Genomic DNA, 20000 nt, shown 5'->3' with positions numbered 1-20000 from the left:
CCCCGTCCCCACTCCCTCTCCTCGGTACTCCGGGGAGAGGGTCGGGGTGAGGGGCTGAGCTTTGAAACAACTCCACCCGCAACTAGTCACCCAACAGCCGCCAGCGGCTCGGTTAACCAAGAACACCTACCTTCTCACCATCTCACTACCACTCAAGTACTAACCAACTGCGCACGACATCGTTCGCACATCATCGCCACTATCTAGCCGTCGTGATTCTTTGGCAAGTACTTTTTCAAAAGAATTTACCCCAGCTACCAGTTCCCAGCTCCCGTTCGGAACGTCCTATAGGCACTATCAAGCGTTATCACGGCCAGCGGAGCACCTGCGGCAAAGAGGCACGCAGGGAAAGGCAAGAGTCAGAAGCTGGCGGTAAGAGCAGCTTGGGTTTTCTATTCGCAGTCGGCCAACTAGGCGATTAGGTCGTTGATGACCTTGCCGTGGACGTCGGTTAGGCGGAAGTCGCGGCCGGCGTAGCGATAGGTGAGCTTCTCGTGATCGAAACCCATCAGCTTGAGCATGGTGGCGTGCAGATCGTGAACGTGCACGGGCTTATCGACGGCCTTGAAGCCGAACTCGTCGGTGGCACCGTAGGTCTGACCACCCTTCACGCCGCCGCCAGCCAGCCAGCAGGTGAAGCCCCAATGGTTGTGGTCGCGGCCGTTGATCTTGCCAGCGTTGGCACCGGCTTGAGGCAGTTCTACTGTGGGCGTACGACCGAATTCGCCGCCCCATAGGATCAGTGTTTCTTCAAACAGACCGAGTCGCTTCAAATCGGTGATGAGGGCACCGATGGCCTTGTCGGTCTGCCCTGCGAGCCTCTTGTGATTCTCGGCGATATCGTCGTGGTTATCCCAAGGCTGACCTTGCCCGTGCCAGACCTGCACAAAGCGAACGCCACGCTCGATCAACCGCCGCGCGATCAGAATCTGTCTCGCTTGCGTACCGGGACCGTAGGACTCGAGCACTTCTTTCGTCTCGCGATTCACATCGAAGGCTTCGGCCGCTTCTCGCTGCATGCGGTAGGCCAGTTCGAAGGAATGAATGCGGCTATCGAGGGCCGGATCGTGACCGCGCTGCTCACGGTGATGTTGGTTGAGGGCCGCGAGCGCGTCGAGTTGTCCGCGTTGGGCGCCATCGTTCAACCACTTGTTGCGCACGTTCTCGATCAGTTTGTCGATCTCGGCGTGCTGTGTGTTGACGTAGGTCCCTTGATAGACGCCGGGCAAAAAGGCCGATTGCCAGTTCTGGGTCTCTTGGATGGGATAGCCGCCGGGGACCATCGCGATGAAGCCGGGCAAGTTGAGGTTGTCCGTACCCAGGCCATACGTCAGCCACGAACCCATGCTGGGACGGACGAGACGCGACTCGCCGCAGTTCATCAGCAGCAGCGAAGGTTCGTGATTGGGCACGTCGGCATGCATCGAACGGATGACGGCTATGTCGTCGATGTGCTGGGCCGTGTGATGAAAAATCTCGCTGACTTCGATGCCGCTTTGCCCGTACTTTTGAAACTTATACGGCGAGGGAAAGGCAGCGCCGGTTTTGCGCTCGGTGGCCAGATTCGCCGTCGGCAGGCTTTGCCCGGCGTACTTTTGCAGCAGCGGCTTGGGGTCGAACGTATCGACGTGCGAAGGTCCACCATTGCAGAAGATATGAATCACTCGCTTGGCCTTCGCGGCAAAGTGAGGCAGCTTGGCGGCCAGTGGATTCTGATAGCCGCCGGTGGCCTCCGTCGGCGCGGCGACCAGCCTACCGGCATCTTGCATGACACCAGCCAAACCGAGCATGGCGAAGCCCATGCCGCTGCGGTGCAGCAGTTCGCGACGGGTGAGGGAGCAGTTGGTGTTTTCTGAAATCGTCATCTGTTACTCGATCCTAGGGAAGCGGTATTCGCATGATGGCGTTCATGACTTCGTCGGGTTCGCAGCATACTGCGTACATTTCCAAGTCCGCGACGATCTGCATCAACGGGACATTGATATCGCGAAGGTAGGCAATGCCAAAATGATCGCCGCCATCCTCATTGAGTTTCGTGGCAACCGCGAAAAAGTCGCTATCTTGCGTCACCAATGAGCGCCGCAATTCATACGCCCGTTGCAGTATTTGATTGTCAGGAAGGCTGTCTCGTTCGTCTTGTTGCACCGTCAGTACATCGATTCCGCGGAGCGCCAATTGCTCCGTGATGAGGCTGTCAATGTGCTCATCCATGTAGAGCGCCAACGTCATAATTTCTTGGCCCGCTCACGAATTCGAGCCGCAAATTCCGATTGATCGTGGGCCGTAAAGTGGGCGTCGGCAATCTCCTCAGACTCCCGGATCTGTTCATCGATGACTGAGCGATGGTCGTAGTAGTATGCCAGTGCGGCATGAATCTGCCCCAGCGATAAGTGGGGATAACTTTGGTGGATCTGTTCGGCAGTCATTCCGGATTGGGCCCGCATAGCCACATGCATGACCTTGATTCGGCTGCCGCTGATTCCCGCGATCCCTTTATCGTCTAACGCCAAATGTTCCGTTGAAACTTGCATCGTTTTGTACCTCCAATCCAATTCTACGCACCGGCGAGTTAATCCACATACATGAATTCATTCGTCAGCAGTAGCAACTGGGCCAACTGTGCGACGGGGGTCAGCTTGATGCCATCGCTGACGGCGGGTGCGCCAGCGAGAAACTGTTCGGCAATTTTCAGGTCTGCGGCATCGGGTTCGCGGGCGAGCACGACGCGGTACAAGCATCGCGCTTGTTCGCTGGGAGTCGTGGCGGCGGCCACTTCGGGGCGATTGGCGAGTGCCTGAGCCTGTTCGACCACGAATGGACTGTTCATCAAAAACAGGGCTTGCTGCGGGACGGTAGTGCGCGGGCGACGAGGCGTGCTGGAGTCGGGGCTGGCGATATCGAACACCCGAAAGATGTTCGGCAGGTCCTGGCGATCGATGCTGCCAAACACGCTGCGGCGGCGAGTATAGGGTGCCGTGGTGAGTTCCACCGACTTGCCGCCTAAACTTGGGTCGAGCTGACCCGAGACGGCAAGCAGGCTATCTCGCAAGGGTTCCCATTCCAGCCGTCGCCGATTCATTCGCCACAACAGGCGATTCTCGGGATCAATCTGACGGGCCGCTTCGTGATCGTTGCTTTGCTGGCGATAGGTGGCGGAAGAGACCAATTGCCGATGTAGTTTTTTCAACGACCAGGCGCTGTCGAGCAAATCGGCCGCGAGCCAATCGAGCGCACTTTGCAGCGGAGGCGCTTCCGTCCGAATGCCGAAGTCGCTGGGGGTATCGACAATCGGCTCGCCAAAGTGGTGCATCCACATCCGGTTCACCAGCACGCGACTAGTGAGCGGATTTTGGGCCGAGACCAGCGAATCAGCCAGTTCCAAACGTCCGCTGCCGTTCTTAAAAGGCTGGCGTTCGCTTGAGGCCATGACGAGCAAAAACTGACGTGGTACCTGCTTGCCAGGGCGCGCCTGATTGCCGCGAATGAACACGCGTGGATCGTGCGGATTGGCCTTGTCGTACACGACCATCGCTCGCGGTGGTGCGACCGGCGACGAGGCTTCAAACTCCTGCACCTTCTTCAGCAGTTCATTCTGCTTGTTCCGATCGGCACGATTCACCAGTTTGCCGATTTCGTCGGCCGAGATATCGGCGGGGCCGTCTTTGCCGACCAGCACGCGGGCGAGTTGCTTTTCGGCAGCGTTCAGTTTCTCGAGGGCAGCGGTATCGGCACCAGCTTGCGTCCAGGCGGGCATAATCCCGGCGAGCAACTTGCCGTAGATGCGCGGTACGTCCATGCGCGACTGCGGTGTCTCGGCTGCGAAGGCCGCTTTGAGCAGCGGGTTGATCTGCCCCGTGGCATCTCCTTCGGCCCGCATCTTAAAGCTTTCGATGACCTTGGCCGCTTCTTCGGCAAAGCCTTCGTCTTTCAGAGCGAGCAGATCTTTCCAAAGCCCCCACAGGGCATGTTCGTTGTTCTTGGTCCGTTCGCTGAGAAATCGCTTCCAGCGATCGACAAGCGCCGGACGTAGATCCTTGGGATCGATTGTCAGGTAGGGAAGCTTCTCCAGCAGTTGTGGCCGGTCCCCAGCGGCGATCTTTGCCAGGTAATCGGTCGCTTGCGCACGAGCCTGATCGATCACCTCGCGCTGCTTGGCGCTGATGAAATCGTTCATCGCGCCGCGGCGCTTGCTCAGTTCGGCTTCGAAAACGCGAAACGCTTCGCTCTCTTGAGGCTGAGCGATCAGCGGCAGTTCGCCCGGTTCTTCAATGCTCGCAAAGACTCCGTATAGGGAGTAATAGTCTTCCGCCGGGATGGCATCGAACTTGTGATCGTGACAGCGGGCGCAAGCGACCGTCAGGCCGAGGATGCCGCGCGTGACGGCATCGATCTGGTCATCGATATCGTCGTTGCGATTGTTGAAGCGACGACCCGTGGTCAAAAAGCCTAGAGCCGCGAGCGGACGCTTGTCGTCCCCCAGTTCGAGCTTGTCCGCGGCCAGTTGTTCGCGAATGAAGCGGTCGTAGGGCAAGTCCTGATTGAAGGCATCAATGACGTAATCGCGGTACGTGTAGGCATACGGATAGCGCCGATCCTTGGCGAAGGCATAGCCGCGCGTATCGGCATAGCGGGCCACATCGAGCCAATGGCGACCCCAACGGGCACCGAACTGCGGCGATGCCAGCAAACGATCGACTTGCTGCTCGTAGGCATCTGGAGATTGGTCTTGCTCGAACGCTTGCGCCTCGGCCAACTCAGGCGGCAGGCCGAGCAGGTCAAAGTTCAGTCGGCGGAGCAAGGTACGGCGATCGGCCTCCGGCGAGGGAGCGATGCCCGCGGCGGCCAGCTTATCGGCAATGAACGCATCGAGGGGCGACGTGGCAAAACCAGGAGCCGTTACATTTGGCACGGTCGGACGCCCCACTGGCTGATAGGCCCAATGGGACTGTCGGTCTTGCTTGGCGCGCTCGATGGCGGTGAGCGCGACTGCGGCCGAAGGAGAACTGGCTGGCCAGGGTAGCCCTTGCTTCACCCATTCCGAGAGGTCGGCAATCTGCGCCTCGGGCAGCTTGGTATCGGGGGGCATCTGAAAGTCGCCGCGATGATGAACGGCCTGAATCACCAGGCTGTTATCAGGTTCGCCCGCGACGGCTCCCTTTTTGCCACTATCGCCGCCCGCGAGGATCGCCGCGCGCGAATCGAGCCGCAGACCACTTTCTTGCTTCTTTGTCCCGTGACATTCCCAGCACTTGGTGGCGAGAACGGGGCGCACCTTCTCTTCAAAGAACTTCTCTTGCTCCGGAGAGACCGGGGGCGCATCGGTGGCGCGTACCTGACCGGGCAAGCCAGCGGCGGTCAACATCGCCAGGGCGAACCAGGCTGCGGAAGAGATGAAAGGGAACGGACGAACCATCGCAACCTCAGCGGGCGTGAGCAGTCGAGTAAGTGCAGGGTGGGAATATTGCGGGGGAGAGTACGCTTCAAATAGAAATTATACGCCGCTAGGGGGCAAGCCGCCGCAGATTCGCGAGGTTTGTCGCAATTCGACTGGCCGTTACAACCGCGCCGAATAACCGCAAAGTTCCGCATGTCCCGCCGGATCGGCCCAACCTATGCCTGCGCACCCCCGTAGCATTCTTTGTTGCCTCGCGGCAACGTGCTGGAAACGAGATGAGGCGATTGCACCACACTTGACATTGGCCGGGCGGCAATTAAGGAACTGAGCCTTTTAATCCAAAGTCATGCTGTGTCAAGAGTTCGAAACAATGGAGTGAACCACGAACCAGCGCGGGCATAGCCATTGCTTTCTCTTTCCAGAACTACCCGCGATGAATGACGCGGCTTCTCTTGTCCGCTTCTCAGGTTCTGGAGCAGTTCTCGATGGCCAAAAGCTTCCGCAAGTCTCTGCCAGTCTCCGCTCGTCCGGCAGCCAATCGGAAAGGCCCGGCGAAGAAGGCCAACGGCCGCCCAGCCGGTGAAGATCGCCTCGGTCTGCACGACGACCTGGACGACGCCGCCATCTTGGACGAAGTGGATGAACTGGTGTTTGTCGACGAAGAAGAAGTGGCCTTTGTCGAAGCCGACAACGAAAGTGTCGACGCCACCGATGACCCAGTTCGCATGTACCTGATGCAAATGGGCCAGATTCCACTCCTCAACCGGGCCGAAGAAATCGACGCTGCCCGCAAGATCGAAGGGACTCGCCGTCGCTTCCGTCACTGCATGCTCGCCACCGACTACGTCCTGGAAGGTGCTGTCGAACTGCTTGAGAAAGTTCGCGATGGCCAGCTGCGGCTCGATCGCACGATCGAAGTCTCGGTTACGAACACGACCGAGAAGAAGCGGATCATGAAGCGGATTTGGCCGAACCTGGCCACGCTCAAGAAACTGCTGAAGGCCAACAACGCCGACTATCGCATTGCCATCAGCAAGAAGCAGCCCAAGAAGGTTCGCCACCAGGCTTGGATCAATCTGACCCGCCGTCGCAACAAGGCGGTTCGCCTGATCGAAGAAATGAACCTGCGTAACAACCGTCTGCAACCGCTGTTCGATAAGCTGGCCGAGATTCAGCATCGCATGGTCATTCTGCGTCAGCAAGTGAAAGATGCTCGCGTCAGCGGCAGCTTTTGCGGCCGTTCTTACCTTGAGCTTCGCAAGGAACTTGTTCACCTGATGCGAATCACGCTCGAAACTCCTTCGACTCTCACTCGCCGCATCGAACAGACCAATCGCTATCACCAAAGCTACGACGCTGCCAAGCGAGTTCTCTCGGCCGGCAACCTGCGTCTCGTGGTTTCGATCGCCAAGAAGTATCGCAATCGCGGTTTGAGCTTCCTCGACCTGATTCAAGAAGGAAACACGGGCCTGATGCGAGCCGTCGACAAGTTCGAATACGCTCGTGGTTTCAAGTTCAGCACGTATGCCACGTGGTGGATTCGCCAAGCCATTACCCGCGCCATTGCCGATCAAAGCCGCACCATCCGCGTGCCAGTCCACATGATCGACACCATGAGCAAAGTCCGCGTTATCACTCGCCAACTCGTTCAAGAACTCGGCCGCGAACCGACGGCCGAAGAAACCGCTCGCCGCGCTGGTCTGTCGCTCGAAGAGGCTCGTTGCATCATCAAGATGGCTCGCCAGCCTTTGTCGCTCGATCAACCGGTCGGCGATCACGACGACAGCTACTTCGGCGAATTCCTGGCCGATCATCGCGAAGACGATCCGTTGTTCGAAGCAAACCAGGTTGCCCTGAAGAGCCGCATCGAAGAAGCCATGTCGACCTTGAACTATCGCGAACGCGAAATCCTTCGCCTGCGTTACGGCCTGACCGACGGTTACGCCTATACGCTCGAAGAAGTGGGCAAGATCTTCTGTGTCACTCGCGAACGCGTTCGCCAGATCGAAACCAAGGCCGTCCGCAAGTTGCAACAGCCCTACCGCGCTCGCACGCTGCAAAGCTTTGTCGAAGGGGTTGAGATCCCCGCCGACGATCTGAGCCCGGTTGGCAGCGAAGGGCGGTAGGAGGGGAGAGACTAGGGGCCAGGGACTAGGGGCCAGGGATTAGTTCGTTACGAGTCCGACGCGTCAGCGAGGGAGAAGCGTGCTAACTCGCAGGAGAAACTCGTTAACTTCCTGTGGATGCGTTAGCGAGATGACGTGCCCACCGGGAACGATGACATCGGCGCGAGTGTAACGCGCGGGAAGAACACGATCGTACTGGCCGTGAATCTGAAACACGGGGCAGGTAATGACTGGCGCGTTCTGCCAGGCGAGCAGTTGTTGAACCGACCAGCGAAAGACATCGGCATCGGCTTGCGAGAATTGTCGGGCAACGCCGGCGAAGTGCGGCCACCGCTGCTGGACCAGGGACATCGTTCCTGCGGACCACTGAAACGGCGTGATGGGGCACAAGGAGACGAGTGAGCGGAATGGTCGCCACAGGCGAACGCGGCGCGGCAGTTCACTCGGGCCGCGCAAACTCCCAATGAGCACTACGGCGAGCGGGTCCAAGTAGCGGGCCATCTCCAAGGCAAAGATGCCGCCGAAGCTGGCCCCGCCCAGCACGCAGCGGGTGCGCGGACAAATCTCAGCAGCAAATCGCTCGCAATAGTGAGCCAGCGTTTCGCGGCGCTCCGGCTTGAGCCAACGCGGCACCACCAGCTGCGGAAACGCCAACTTCTGCGGAGCGAATACCGAGGCGTCAGCTGCCAAGCCGGAGAAGAGAATGAGCGGCACAGCTTCAATAGTAGTGGGCATTAACCGTCCGGCGTATCGAGCAGATGCTGTAGTCGGCTGCTCAATTCTGGCGGGAATTTTTGCGGCCAGGTTTGATCGATGAGACCGACTGCGATCAAATCTCGGAGATGCATGCGATCTTTATCACGATTCGACATCAGTTTCATCAGCGCCAACGACTGCAATTGCATCACACGAAAGTTCGCCGGATCATCAAACGTCTCAATCTCCGGTGCCGGCAGCAAATGGTCGGGCTTGGTCCGCTCGCCAGCAAACAGCAGGTGAATTGCTTCGCTCGGTTTGCCGTCAATGCCATCGCGAAACATCACAATACCGAAGGACTCGGTAGGAACGAAGCCCGCGGTGTCTAGAGCAGCACTCACCTTGGCGTAATCTTCTCGCCGCACCAGCAGGTCGACATCGCGTGTGTTCCGCACGGCGCCTTCATCGACGGTGGCAACCCACGAGGCGACCGCATTGCCACCTACCACCGCGTAGGGAATGCCCGCCTGGTTTAAAGCCGACGTTGCCCTCAATAACCTTTCGCGCACTTTGACCACAGCTCGCTCCATGCGGTCGAGAATCTCTTTCCCCATGCCGACAGTGCCGGCAAGCCAGGTGTGAGAAGCGGACGAATCGATTGGGGAAGTCATAGAGCTCAATTTACCTAGTAATTCGCAAAATGCATCACGAAGCAAGCTGAGAAATGATTGCCGCAACCTCTTTCGGATGGGTCAGTGGCAGCACGTGTCCACCACCGGTGATGACGCGATCCGGCTGGATGTAACGAATGGGAAACGTGAGGTCCTGATCGCCATGGATCTGCGTGAGCGGAATGGCGTCGATACTCAGAGACGGCTGCCAGCGCAGCACGGCTGATGATGCCCAGCGATGCCACGAACCTGCTTGGCCATGAAACTTCTTGAGGCGGGCCGTGCTGGCGGTTCGTAGTGTTGCGGGTGCAAGCGACGCCACGGTTCCGACAGCGCTAAACAAAGGCTCGAGTGGCAATCGTGACAGTCCGCGAAAGGCGCGAAACCAGGGAGGTAACTGCTGTGAGTCGCGCACCGATGAGATGAGCACGCAGGCCTTGGCATTCAGTCGCAGGGCCAGTTCTCGCGCGACGATACCGCCAAAGGAGACTCCGCATACAATGACTTCGCCAGCTATCGTCAGAGAGTCGGCAAGCCGCTCGGCATAGTTTGGGATCGATTCGTTTCGCCGCGGCGTGATCCAAGGAACGATCGTGGCGTTCGGCAACAGTGGGAGCAATCGCGAAAAGATGCGAGTGTCCGGTGTCATTCCGGTCAGCAGCAGAATGCGCGTGGTCATGGCGTTAGCATAACCGCGAAGCCGTGCGTTGGGTTAACAAGTCTGTCTTCGCCAACCAAGGAAGACGCAACAGCCGATCAGCACCAGCCAGCTGATGCCGCTGATGAGGCCGCCGCGATAGAAGCTGGTGGGGCGGTAGTGGAAGTCGATCGTGAGCTCGCCGGCAGGGAGTTCGATGCCCCGGAAGCAACGATTGGTGCGATGGATGGTCAGTGGCTGCGGTGCGGTTGATTGAAGGGAAGCTTGCCAGCCGCTCGACCAGCTATCGGCGAGCACCAGCAGGCCCGGGCGAGCGAGTTTGGCCTTCAACTGAATGTGTTGCGGTTCGTCAATGAGAACCTCGCAGGTGGACGAGTTCTCTGCGGCGGGATCGGTATGGAGCAATACATCGCTTAACGGCAGATCCGTTTCGACCACAGCTGTTCGCTGAAAGTCGCGCAGCTTGCGTTTGCCATCGACCATTCCCGTAAGCACCTCAGCTGCCCGGGCGTCGACGGCGGGCAAGTCCAGCGTGTTGGTGAGCGGCGGCAATTGCACCACATGATGCACAATCCACGCGCGGGGTTGCGTCTTCTTCATTCGCCAGATGCTGAGATTTTCGGGCAGGGTAATCTGTTTGTCCGGTGTGACCCGTTCGGCGAAGGGAACCTCGGCATTCGCAGGGAGCAGCAGGTATTCGCAGGCGGTCATGCGAAGGGCCACAGGGTTCGGGATGCGCGTGCCTTCAAACTCTAATTTGCTGTAACCGCGCGCGACATGCAGCAGCGATTCGTAGTCGAGCAGTTTCAGCGAGCCATACGATTCAACCAGGGGCAAGCCGCTGGCCAGGTGATATTTCGGGAACAGTGTATCGTGCTCCCAACGGACTAATTCCTGCAGTCGGCTGGCCGATTGGGTCTTGGCAAAGCTGTGGGCATGCCACGTTTGATAGCCACCGCGGAAAATTCGAGGTTCCGGGCGAACGGTGCCCGGATTCTCGTTGGCTGCTGTTTGCGCGGCCAGATCATCGCGAATGGCTATTGCCGCCGGGCCTGGTTCACTCCACATGGCCGCTGGTGCTGTGAAGATCATCGAGGCGTTGGCGACTACCAGTTCGACGGCGGTCAGCCCGACGATTGCCCATTGCCAGCGTTGTTTTTCGGTTGAAGGGACGGTCCACAGCTTCTGCAGAATCAGCTGCAATAACCAGGCGACAACAGCCGCATGCAGGAGCGCCGTGATGGCATCGACGGATGCGCCGTGACCATCGAACGGACCAAAGCTTTGGCTGGGCTTCATCGGCAGCTTGATCAGGTAGCTCGAGGCACACCACACGATGAAGGCCAGCAGCGTGCTCACCTGGCCAAACAGGCGCAGCCCCGCGGTCCAGCGATCGTTGCGCTCGGCAAACAGACGATCGGCGTTCACAGCACCGAGGCCGCAGAGTGCGCAAACGGCGACGACCATCAGTTTGGCCGGATAGCGAAAGTAGATGTACGTCGGCAATAGTGTGACCATCAGCCAGTAGACGCCACCGACGGGCGAACCAATGCTTAGCTGTGACGAATCACCTTTGAGCACGCTCGCGTAGAATTCACGAACGACCCAACCCAGGCCATACCAGCCAAAACTGGCGAGCGTGAAGATCAGCACAAGTGTCGAGAGCCAGCGCGTGGTGGCATCCGTCTTCCAGCAGCGAATCGCGAAGACACCAACCAGAAACGGCAACAGCCCCAGATAGAGCGAAGGGGTCCAGGGACTCGTGCTGCCGGGCAATTGACCGATCCAGTTGCGCGAAATGGGAAACGGCCGGCCGGAGACATTCGGCCAGACGAACTCGATGAGTCGCCACGGGCTGACGCTGAAGTTGTAAGCCCGATCTTGATGCGAAGATTTTTCCGGTTGGCCGAAGATGCCCGCGGCGATGGCTTCGCTGGGCGTTTCCTTCAGCAGAGAATCGTGCGGGCTGCTGGCGCGAATGGTCGCGGCCGCTTCGAAGATATTGCGAGGTCTGGTAAACGCGGCCCGTTCGCTGGACTTGGTTGCTTCCGACGAAGGGAGAATCTGCACTGCCGCGAGCAAGAAGGCAAAGACCGCGGCACCGGCCAACTGCAGCGGCGCGAGCCACCAACGTGTTGGCTCGCGAAGGATTGGTAGAGATGCTGTCGTGCTCGCTGCTGCTGAAGGAGTTCGGCAGCACCACTGGCAGAGCAATCTCAGCCCCGCAGCGAGCAGCGCGTGATAGGCCATCTGGGGGTCGCCGCCGAGGATCATCATGGCCAGGACAAAGGCCAGGAAGAGCATCCCTCGCCAGCAACGATTCGAGACAACCTCTTCAATGGCCAACAGCGCTGCCGGGAGCCACGCAGCGCCGATCAGGAAGACCACGTTGCAGTATTGAAAGACGACATTACCGCCGCACGCATACGCGAGGGCAGCCAATACTGCAGTGGGTTGGCTTGCGCTCAATCGCCGCGCGAGCGAGTACATACCCACGGCGGCTAGCAACACGTGCCCGACAACATACAGGTTGTAGCGATAGGCAAAGGGGATCGGCAGCGTGAACAGCAACTTGCCCGGATAGAAAATGCTACTGGTCGCGTCGGCAAGAATCGGCAGTCCGCTGTTCTCCTGAGGATTCCATAGCGGCACGCGTCCTTGTCCCCACTCCGCTGCGATCCACTGAAATAGCGGATGATAGAAGTGGGCTCCATCACGAAAGCCGAAGGTCCGGTTGGCAAACAGGACCGGCGCAAACATCACTACGATCGGCGCAATCAACAGAACCAGCACCAGCCAACGCGAACTGCGTGGCTGACGGTACTGTGTCAATGATTCGCCGGTTGCCATAGTCCTGATCCTACGATTCGAGTTGCTGCAAGCAAACTGTATTGCCAGCAGCAGTTACGGCTCAAGAGCAAACCGGACCGCGGTTGCCGAATGGCCGCTCAAGCGTAGGTCAGCGGGGAGGCGATTGCCGCGAAAGCAGGGGGCAAGAAATGAGAAGGGCCGCAGCTGAGTGGTGAACACTCAGCCGCGGCCCTCGCGGAACAGATACGTGATGCCCGTCAGATCCGTTTGGCGGTCGACAGCAGATAATCCATTAAACGCCTGTCCTACTTCTCGTCCTTCTTTTCATCCATCACCTTGCGGAGGTGCTTGATGTGCGTTTCGGTCGTCTCGTGAGCCGCATCGATTTCGCCGGCCAGTTGGCTCGACACGTGATTGCGCAGCACCTTCAATTGAGTTGCCGCCATCATGTGAGCGCCCAGTTGGTGCCCGAGGAATGCCTTATCGAAGTCGTTTCCTTCGTAGCGGGCCAGTTCCTTCTTGCACGAGTCGAGACTTTCCTTGGCGATCTCTTGATGAACAGCTGACCAGTCGAGTTGGCCGCCGCTTACGGGACGTAGCGCGACGCGAGGCTGGCCAGCTACACCGGCGGGAGCGTTCTGAGCCGTGGTAGCAGCCGCAGGGCGAGCGGCCGGATTGTTCGGAATCGTGGCTGCTCCTTCGCGAGCACCTTCACGACGTTCTCCGCGACGTTCTTCCCGGCGACCTTCTTCGCGAGTTTCATTCTCGCGAATCGCTTCGCTACGTACTTCGGTTCGCACGCTTGTCGGAGCAGAAGCCCATTTCGAGAACTTCTCAGCAGCCGCGGTGTGATCTTTGATCATCATAGTGGCAACTTCCTTGGCCTCGTCCGACTTCAGCTTGTCCATGGCGAACTTGGCGACTTCGACTTCGTTCCGATTGCAACTGGCGAGTAACTGTGCCACTTGCTGATCGGCCGAGTGAGCCACTTGTTGATTTTGTCCTTGTTGATTCTGAACCGTTGGTTGCCCAGGCTGGCCCGGCCGAATTTGCACTGGCTGACCTTGAACTGCAGGCTGTCCCTGCACTGCCGGTTGACCTTGGCCGGGCTTGATCTGGTTGTTTACACCAGGCTGAGTCCCTTGGGCCAGCGCCATTCCGCCGCACATTGCCACACCTGCCAACGACCATCCATAAAACTTACGCATTGCCAAAACTCCTGATAAACCTCAATCAAACTCACAGACCAGTGCGCTTGGGTGCAATGCAGCGGACACATTCCGCCTCTGCGAATCCGGGGCATCGGCCCAAACAGCTACAACTGGTAAAGACTCTCGCAACGTCGCCCGACGTTACGAGAGTGGAAAACCGAAAGAAGCAAGCGAACTACCGGATGGCAGTCGCTTGCGTGGTAACACCGTTGTGACGGTGGATGATTTCATTGATGTCGGTGGCATATTCCGGGGCTTGAACCGTGACCAGGGTGCGGCCCGATTTCAGTTCCCCTTCGTAATACACAGCATCTTCTTCCGAGATGCCGAGGCCGACCAGCGCACCGACCAGACCAGCCGTCGCAGCACCACCCGCGGCACTGGCGAGCACCGCAGCGAGGATGCCGCCCGAGATCACCGGCCCAATGGCTGGCAGAATATTCGCGGCGATACCGAGGGCCCACAAGGCACCAACTCCAGCACCGGTGGCTACGCCGACCGCGGCACCTTCGACAGCCTTGGTACCCGAGTCCGTTGGTCGTGGATCAACATATTCTTTGCCGTTGGCATGACGCAGGACCATGCCAATCCGGCTTTCATCGATTCCGAAGCTCTTCATTTCGCGAATCGCATTCTCGGCATCGATTCGACTTTCGAAGGCACCCACAATGGTTTGTTGAATTACAGCAGCCATAAATCACTCGCCCTTCACCAGTGCTTGTTTCGTGATGCCAGCGTCTTGCTCAGCGTTAGTACGAGAACATTCAGCAAACAGGGTGCCCGTTACGCATTGGCACGAGAGTTCTCAGCGGTCTGATGAAAAAAACGCTTGTGTGAGCGCTGATTCGCGTAGAATTTGTCTCCTGCGCACCAGACATCAGCCCGCCTGATGAAGAATCAGCCAATTTGTTCACTCGCATTGGCTGGCCAACACTGCGGGCGAGCGTACAAATTTCAATCAGCCTGTTTGGCGAGTAACCACTTTCCTGCGCGTTCGCTTGCAAGTGGTGCGTGGGATAGGCCGGCGATTCGGAGGGATTCAGCGGTTCGGCCAGCGGTCCCCATTTACGCCAGAATCGGCTTCACCACATGCCCGCTGACGTCGGTCAGGCGGAAGTCGCGACCTTGCGAGAAGAAGGTGAGCCGTTCGTGATCGACGCCGAGCAAGTGGAGGAGCGTGGCATGCAGGTCGTGTACTTCGACGATGTCTTCGACGGCATTGTAACCCAGTTCGTCGGTCTTGCCGTAGGTGATGCCACCCTTGATGCCGCCGCCGCACAGCCACATCGAGAAGCCCTTGATGTGATGGTCGCGGCCATTGCCTTGCGCCATCGGCGTGCGACCGAACTCGCCCGTCCAGACAATGAGCGTGTCCTTGAGCATGTCGCGGGCCTTCAAATCGTTGATGAGAGCCGCGCAGGGACCATCGACCTCTTTCGAGGTGCCGGCGATCTGATCTTTCACACCGCCGTGATGATCCCAGTCGCGATGATAGAGTTGAATGAACCGCACTCCGCGCTCGGCCAGCCTGCGGGCCAGCAGGCAATTCGCGGCGAACGTGCCGTCGCCACCCTTGGTGCCGTAAGCATCGAGAACCGCTTGCGGCTCGTCGGCTACGTCCATGAGTTCGGGCACGCTCGATTGCATCTTGAAGGCCAGTTCGTACTGCGCAATGCGAGTGGCAATCTCGGGATCGTCGACAGCCTGCGAATGAAGTTGATTTAGCTGAGCGGCCGCCTCGACGACATCTTGCTGCTGCGTGGCCGAGACACCAGCGGGGCGATTCACGTAGAGGACCGGATCGCCCTTGCCGCGCAGTTCGACTCCTTGAAAGCGACTCGGCAAAAAGCCGCTGTGCCATTGCCGCGAAGCAATGGGCTGAGCCTGGCCGAACTTGCCGGTCGAAGTAAGCACCACGAAGCCCGGCAAGTTCTGCGTAACGGCACCGAGGCCGTACGTCAGCCACGAGCCCATCGCCGGGCGGCCGCTGATGGTCGTACCTGTGTTGAAGAACGTGTGAGCTGGATCGTGATTGATCGCCTGCGTCCGCAGCGAGTTCACAATGCAAATGTCGTCGGCCAGTTCGCCCATCTTGGGAAAGATCTCGGCGATCTGCTGCCCGCTTTGACCAAACTTTTTGAACGCATGCTGCGGACCAAAGCACTTCAGCTCTTTGCCTTGCAGCTGCGCGATGGGCTGCCCCTTGGTGAACGACTCGGGCATCGGCTGGCCATGCATCTCGGCCAGCTTGGGCTTGTAGTCGAGTGTTTCGAGGTGCGACGGTCCGCCAGCCATCGTCAGAAAGATCACGCGTTTCGCCCTCGGCGCGTGATGCAACTTTTTCAGCATGCCCAGCGACTGCATCGGATCGGGCGAGCTATCCGCTGCGGAGGCGATCCGTTGAAAGCCGCCCATGGGATTGAGCAGCGACGCCAGTGCGGCATAGCCAATGCCGCAAGCGCCACGGCCGAGGAAAGTGCGACGGGAGTAAGCGGTAGAGAGAGATTGGAGGTTCATGAGTAAGCTCAACAGGCAAAGTGAGTCGTTATGCTGCGATTAGCTATTCGGATGCTGATCGGCGAGGTGCAGCAATCGTTTCAAGGGCAGCTCAAATCCTGGCAGTAACCTTGTGGTGTACGCTTGCGTCTCTAGCACGGTGACCTCCTGCTCGTCGGCACGAAACACTGTCATCTTGCGACGAAAGCGATCAATCACCCAGTACTCTTGGCAACCGAGTTCGAGATACTCGTCTCGCTTCTCTTCGTAGTCGCGAACAAACGCAACTTTGCCTGGTGAGACGAATTCGACGATGATGCTGGGAACATCTGATCGACTATCGGGGCTCCGGCCGAGTCCGGTCCAAATCGCCCGATCTACTCGTCGAATTCCAGTGGAGGTTTTGACCTCTCGCTCCATCATTGTTCCATCCAGTGACTTGCCTTCGGGATGATGATATTTGTAATAGCGAAGCATGAATTCAAATTCGCCATTCGGATCCATTTCCGCATCAGAGGCAGGCGGCGTCACAATCACGACTCCGTTAATGAGTTCGAACCGATAGCCATCTTCAAAATCCTCCATCGATTCAAATTCGCTCACCGACATGCGCAAGCCAGCGGATGATGCGAGCAGTCGCTTTGACTCGGAAATGGAATCGAGATAGTTTGTGGATCGAATAATCATTTCAGCTTGTCCCCGTCTCCTTCCCTAGTCCTCAGGTCCCAGCCCCTAATTCCTCACAATCGTCTCGTGCAAATTCAGCAGCACGCGAGCGATGCTGGTCCAAGCGGCGAGTTCGGCTGCGTCTTGGCCGGCGGAGGGCTTTAAGTCGCCCACGGTTTGTAGCTGCTGCGCCGCGCCGGTGTCAGCACGAAATTGTTCAAGATGCTTTTCGTACAAGCGGGTGAGCACCTGGGCTTCGTCGGCTGTCGGTTCCCGCAGCAGTGTTTGCTGATACGCGAACTTCATCTTGCTGGAAACATCGGCTCCACCTTCGGCGACAATGCGGCCGGCGAGCGCGCGAGCCGCTTCGACGTACGTGGGATCGTTGAGCAGCACGAGGGCCTGCTGCGGCGTATTGCTGACGGGGCGCTGCACGGTGCACTCTTCGCGGCTGGGGGCATCGAAGGCGGCGAGGCTCGGGTGAATGAAGGTTCGTTGCCAGTAGGTGTACAGGCCGCGGCGATATTGACTTTCGCCCTTGTCGTTCTGCCATTCACGCTTGGGAAAATTGAGATACTGCCAATAACCGGCAGGCTGATACGGCTTCACACTCGCGCCGCCGATCTTCTTTTCCAAGAGTCCGCTGAGGGCCAGCGCGTTGTCGCGCACCATTTCGGCTTCGATCCGCCAGCGATTCTGCCGCGTGAACAAGTTGTTCAGTGGATCGTGCTCGCGAGCGGCGGCATTGACGGTCGAAACCTGTTGATAGGCATTTGACATTACCATCAGCTTGATCATGTGCTTGACGTCCCAGCCGCTCTCGACGAACTCGGCCGACAGCCAATCGAGCAATTCGGGATGCGTTGGATATTCGCCTTGCAGGCCGAAATCTTCCAGCGATCGCGAAAGCCCCCGGCCAAAGTAGAGCTTCCACAGGCGATTCACAAACACTCGGGAAGTGAGCGGATGATCTTTCGCGAGGAGCCAATTGGCCAGATCGAGCCGAGTCTGTCGCTCGGTGGTCTGCGCGGGATTCTTGTTGAGAAACGCTGGTACTGCCGGCTGGACAATCTCGCCCGAGTCATCGAGCCAATTGCCTCGCGGCAGAATGCGCACGACGCGCGGCGCGGTCGACATCGACACCAGCGTCGTGGGAAAGCTATCGCTGATGGCCTTCTGTTGCTGTTCGAGCCTGGTCACTTCATCGCGGGCGGGCTTCAGCTCGGGCGCGATGCCTCGATAGTAAGCAGCCAGTTTGTCCTTCTGTGCGGCGGTTCGCTCTTCGGCCTTGGTGCCCAGGAGCGAGGCAATTTCGGCGGGCAAGCTGCTGCCGCTGAGCGACGGCTTTTCGGCCGCGGTGAGTGACAGGCGGAAGCGGCCGATGTTGTGCTGCGGGTACTGCGAGCCGTGAATGAGCTTCACTTGCAGGCGTTCATCGGCGGCCAGTGTGACAGGTTCAGCCAGCACGAAAGCCGCCAGGCGAGATTTCGCTTCCATATGACCATTGCCGGCCCAGCCGGTTGTGGCATTGCCATCGATGGCTTGCGCCACAGCGTGGCTAGCCTGTGAAAAATCAGCATCAGCCGAGGCGATCTTCACCCGCTGCGACTTGCCGTCAGCGGCAATCTTTTCGACTTCCACCTCGGTAAGCACGAAGTTGCCATTGCCGCGCGACAGGCTCTTGTTGGTAAGCGTGTCGTCGGTGAGAGCTTCCAGGCGAATGGCGGTGATCTTCGGCAAGTTGCTCGCCAGCACGACGGTGTAATTATCCTTCGCGGGATTTTTGCCGGTGCTCAGCACGCTGCTGTCGTCTTTGACCACCAGCTTGGCACCGCCGGAAGAATCAGCCTTCTCGGGCTTGCTGGCGAGCCAGGTATCGGCGGACGAGGAGAGTGCAGCGGTCGCTTCACTTTCCCACTTCGCTTGCGCGGCGATTAGTTCCGGCGTCGTCACTTGCAATTGCTGTTTGGCAGTCGCCAGTTGCGTTTCGAGTTGTTGCAGCTGCATCGCCTGTTCCGGCGTGGGGATCTTGGCTTGATCTTGCCGGCCCACCGCTTTCTCGCTCACGTCGGCGAAGAACGCGCCCATGCTGTAGAAGTCGCGAGCGGTGAAGGGATCGAACTTGTGGTTGTGGCACTCGCTGCATCCCATCGTGCTGGCCATGAAAATCGACGCGGTGTTGCGGACGCGGTCGGCGACATACTTGGCCGTGTACTCCTTAGGCTGAGCACCACCTTCCTCCGTCGTTTGCAACAGGCGATTAAAGCCCGACGCGATTCGCTGCTCGGTCGTGGCGCCGGGAAGCAAGTCGCCGGCCAGTTGCTCGCGCGTGAAGGCGTCGAACCGTTTGTTGTCGTTAAACGAGCGAATGACGTAGTCGCGGTACGGAGCCAAGTCGCGGTGATTGTCGCTGTGATAGCCGGCCGTATCGGCAAAGCGGACAACATCCAGCCAGTAGAGCGCCATCCGTTCGCCAAAATGCTGCGAAGCGAGCAAGCGATCGACAACCTTCTCGTAGGCCTGCGGCGAATCGTCTTTCACGAAGGCTGCGAGTTCAGCCGGCGACGGCGGCAGGCCCGTCAGATCGAAACTGAGCCGGCGGAGCAATGTCCGTTTGTCAGCAGCCGGCGAAGGCCCCAGATTCTGTTGTTCCTGTGCCGCGAGAATGAAGCGATCGATGGTATTTCTCGCCCACGCGTCGTTCTTTACGGCAGGAACAGCGGGGCGAGTGACCGGCACATAGGCCCAATGCTGATCGTACTGGGCTCCCTCGTCGATCCAGCGGCGAATCAGTTCGGCCTCTTCGGGCTTGAAGAGAGGCTTCTTCGCGGTTGGCGGCGGCATCATGATTTCGGGATCGGTCGACGTGATTCGCTCGTAGACGTCACTTGCCTTGCCATCGCCGGCCTTGATCGCCCCCTTCAGTGCTTCGTCGCGCAGGTCGAGCCGCAAGTCAGCCTTACGCTCGGCTTCGTCGGGCCCGTGGCAGGTAAAGCAGCGATGCGTAAGGAGCGGCTTGATATCGCGATTAAAGTTCACCTTGCCAGTCGGCGGCGCGGCCACGGCGGGCGCAATCGCCAGCAGCCACATCGCGGTGAGGCAAATAGTCAACTTCAGGCGGGCTAGTGCGGAGAGCTTCACTTCGAGAATCCTCAGCAGGAGAGCTGGCGAGTTTTTCGTAGGCAGTTCTTATCGGGCAGGCAACTCTTCAGTCTAAGTGCAACGCAGCGGGGGAACAATCGAATCGCCTTGTTTGCTGCGGAGCATTTC

Annotated in this window: 14 protein-coding genes; 1 reads left to right on the top strand and 13 read right to left on the bottom strand. The window is 58.8% G+C overall.

All coding sequences use genetic code 11. From position 1 onward, the window contains the following. Positions 1-410: 410 nt before the first annotated feature. Genes NA78x_RS03300 through NA78x_RS03285 form a run of 4 tightly spaced genes read right to left on the bottom strand, consistent with a single transcriptional unit; the run spans position 411 to position 5413 of the window. The gene (locus tag NA78x_RS03300; RefSeq protein ID WP_425616995.1) at positions 411-1865 is read right to left on the bottom strand and encodes a DUF1501 domain-containing protein; all 1455 of its coding nucleotides are present in this window, start codon (positions 1863-1865) and stop codon (positions 411-413) included. 13 nt (positions 1866-1878) lie between these two features. Then, positions 1879-2211, bottom strand: a complete 333-nt coding sequence (locus NA78x_RS03295; RefSeq protein ID WP_425616994.1) for a DUF5615 family PIN-like protein — start codon at positions 2209-2211, stop codon at positions 1879-1881. Positions 2212-2225: 14 nt separating this feature from the next. Beyond that, positions 2226-2531, bottom strand: coding sequence for a DUF433 domain-containing protein (locus NA78x_RS03290; protein ID WP_425616993.1), 306 nt, complete (start codon positions 2529-2531; stop codon positions 2226-2228). 38 nt (positions 2532-2569) lie between these two features. Beyond that, a complete protein-coding gene (locus NA78x_RS03285) occupies positions 2570-5413 on the bottom strand; it encodes a PSD1 and planctomycete cytochrome C domain-containing protein (RefSeq protein WP_425616992.1) in 2844 nt (947 codons plus the stop codon). A gap of 467 nt (positions 5414-5880) precedes the next feature. Between NA78x_RS03285 and NA78x_RS03280 the strand changes: the two genes are divergently transcribed. Further along, entirely contained in the window at positions 5881-7521 is a 1641-nt protein-coding gene (locus NA78x_RS03280) for a sigma-70 family RNA polymerase sigma factor (RefSeq protein ID WP_425616991.1), read from the top strand. A gap of 63 nt (positions 7522-7584) precedes the next feature. On the opposite strand, the gene NA78x_RS03275 is transcribed toward NA78x_RS03280, so the two are convergent. The 9 genes from NA78x_RS03275 to NA78x_RS03235 all read right to left on the bottom strand — a co-directional run bounded on the left by NA78x_RS03275 (position 7585) and on the right by NA78x_RS03235 (position 19871). Beyond that, positions 7585-8256, bottom strand: coding sequence for an alpha/beta fold hydrolase (locus NA78x_RS03275; RefSeq protein ID WP_425616990.1), 672 nt, complete (start codon positions 8254-8256; stop codon positions 7585-7587). Then, positions 8256-8888 (bottom strand): nucleotidyltransferase family protein, encoded by a 633-nt coding sequence (locus NA78x_RS03270; protein WP_425616989.1) that lies wholly within the window; start codon positions 8886-8888, stop codon positions 8256-8258. The genes NA78x_RS03275 and NA78x_RS03270 overlap by 1 nt, the downstream gene beginning before the upstream one ends. Before the next feature lie 34 nt (positions 8889-8922). Next, positions 8923-9567, bottom strand: a complete 645-nt coding sequence (locus NA78x_RS03265; RefSeq protein ID WP_425616988.1) for an alpha/beta fold hydrolase — start codon at positions 9565-9567, stop codon at positions 8923-8925. A 33-nt stretch (positions 9568-9600) separates the two neighbouring features. Next, on the bottom strand, positions 9601-12396 hold the full coding sequence (locus NA78x_RS03260; RefSeq protein ID WP_425616987.1) for a YfhO family protein: 2796 nt from the start codon (positions 12394-12396) through the stop codon (positions 9601-9603). 266 nt (positions 12397-12662) lie between these two features. Further along, positions 12663-13565 (bottom strand): DUF4142 domain-containing protein, encoded by a 903-nt coding sequence (locus NA78x_RS03255; protein WP_425616986.1) that lies wholly within the window; start codon positions 13563-13565, stop codon positions 12663-12665. A 178-nt stretch (positions 13566-13743) separates the two neighbouring features. Further along, positions 13744-14262: a hypothetical protein gene (locus NA78x_RS03250; protein WP_425616985.1), complete on the bottom strand. Its 519-nt coding sequence runs from the start codon at positions 14260-14262 to the stop codon at positions 13744-13746. Positions 14263-14633: 371 nt separating this feature from the next. Next, a complete protein-coding gene (locus NA78x_RS03245) occupies positions 14634-16085 on the bottom strand; it encodes a DUF1501 domain-containing protein (RefSeq protein ID WP_425616984.1) in 1452 nt (483 codons plus the stop codon). A 39-nt stretch (positions 16086-16124) separates the two neighbouring features. Next, entirely contained in the window at positions 16125-16751 is a 627-nt protein-coding gene (locus tag NA78x_RS03240; RefSeq protein ID WP_425616983.1) for a Uma2 family endonuclease, read from the bottom strand. Between the two features lie 45 nt (positions 16752-16796). Continuing rightward, complete coding sequence (locus NA78x_RS03235; RefSeq protein ID WP_425616982.1) at positions 16797-19871, bottom strand: PSD1 and planctomycete cytochrome C domain-containing protein; 3075 nt, start codon at positions 19869-19871, stop codon at positions 16797-16799. Positions 19872-20000: the final 129 nt, after the last annotated feature.

It is taken from the genome of Anatilimnocola aquadivae, from assembly GCF_049819085.1.
Lineage (GTDB): Bacteria > Planctomycetota > Planctomycetia > Pirellulales > Pirellulaceae > Anatilimnocola.
This window is presented reverse-complemented; position numbering and strand designations above follow the sequence as displayed.

Bases quoted from the DNA above. Each gene is read 5' to 3' on its own strand.
- NA78x_RS03300 (WP_425616995.1), bottom strand. From the start codon at position 1,865: ATGACGATTTCAGAAAACACCAACTGCTCCCTCACCCGTCGCGAACTG.
- NA78x_RS03295 (WP_425616994.1), bottom strand. From the start codon at position 2,211: ATGGATGAGCACATTGACAGCCTCATCACGGAGCAATTGGCGCTCCGC.
- NA78x_RS03290 (WP_425616993.1), bottom strand. From the start codon at position 2,531: ATGCAAGTTTCAACGGAACATTTGGCGTTAGACGATAAAGGGATCGCG.
- NA78x_RS03285 (WP_425616992.1), bottom strand. From the start codon at position 5,413: ATGGTTCGTCCGTTCCCTTTCATCTCTTCCGCAGCCTGGTTCGCCCTG.
- NA78x_RS03280 (WP_425616991.1), top strand. From the start codon at position 5,881: ATGGCCAAAAGCTTCCGCAAGTCTCTGCCAGTCTCCGCTCGTCCGGCA.
- NA78x_RS03275 (WP_425616990.1), bottom strand. From the start codon at position 8,256: ATGCCCACTACTATTGAAGCTGTGCCGCTCATTCTCTTCTCCGGCTTG.
- NA78x_RS03270 (WP_425616989.1), bottom strand. From the start codon at position 8,888: ATGACTTCCCCAATCGATTCGTCCGCTTCTCACACCTGGCTTGCCGGC.
- NA78x_RS03265 (WP_425616988.1), bottom strand. From the start codon at position 9,567: ATGACCACGCGCATTCTGCTGCTGACCGGAATGACACCGGACACTCGC.
- NA78x_RS03260 (WP_425616987.1), bottom strand. From the start codon at position 12,396: ATGGCAACCGGCGAATCATTGACACAGTACCGTCAGCCACGCAGTTCG.
- NA78x_RS03255 (WP_425616986.1), bottom strand. From the start codon at position 13,565: ATGCGTAAGTTTTATGGATGGTCGTTGGCAGGTGTGGCAATGTGCGGC.
- NA78x_RS03250 (WP_425616985.1), bottom strand. From the start codon at position 14,262: ATGGCTGCTGTAATTCAACAAACCATTGTGGGTGCCTTCGAAAGTCGA.
- NA78x_RS03245 (WP_425616984.1), bottom strand. From the start codon at position 16,085: ATGAACCTCCAATCTCTCTCTACCGCTTACTCCCGTCGCACTTTCCTC.
- NA78x_RS03240 (WP_425616983.1), bottom strand. From the start codon at position 16,751: ATGATTATTCGATCCACAAACTATCTCGATTCCATTTCCGAGTCAAAG.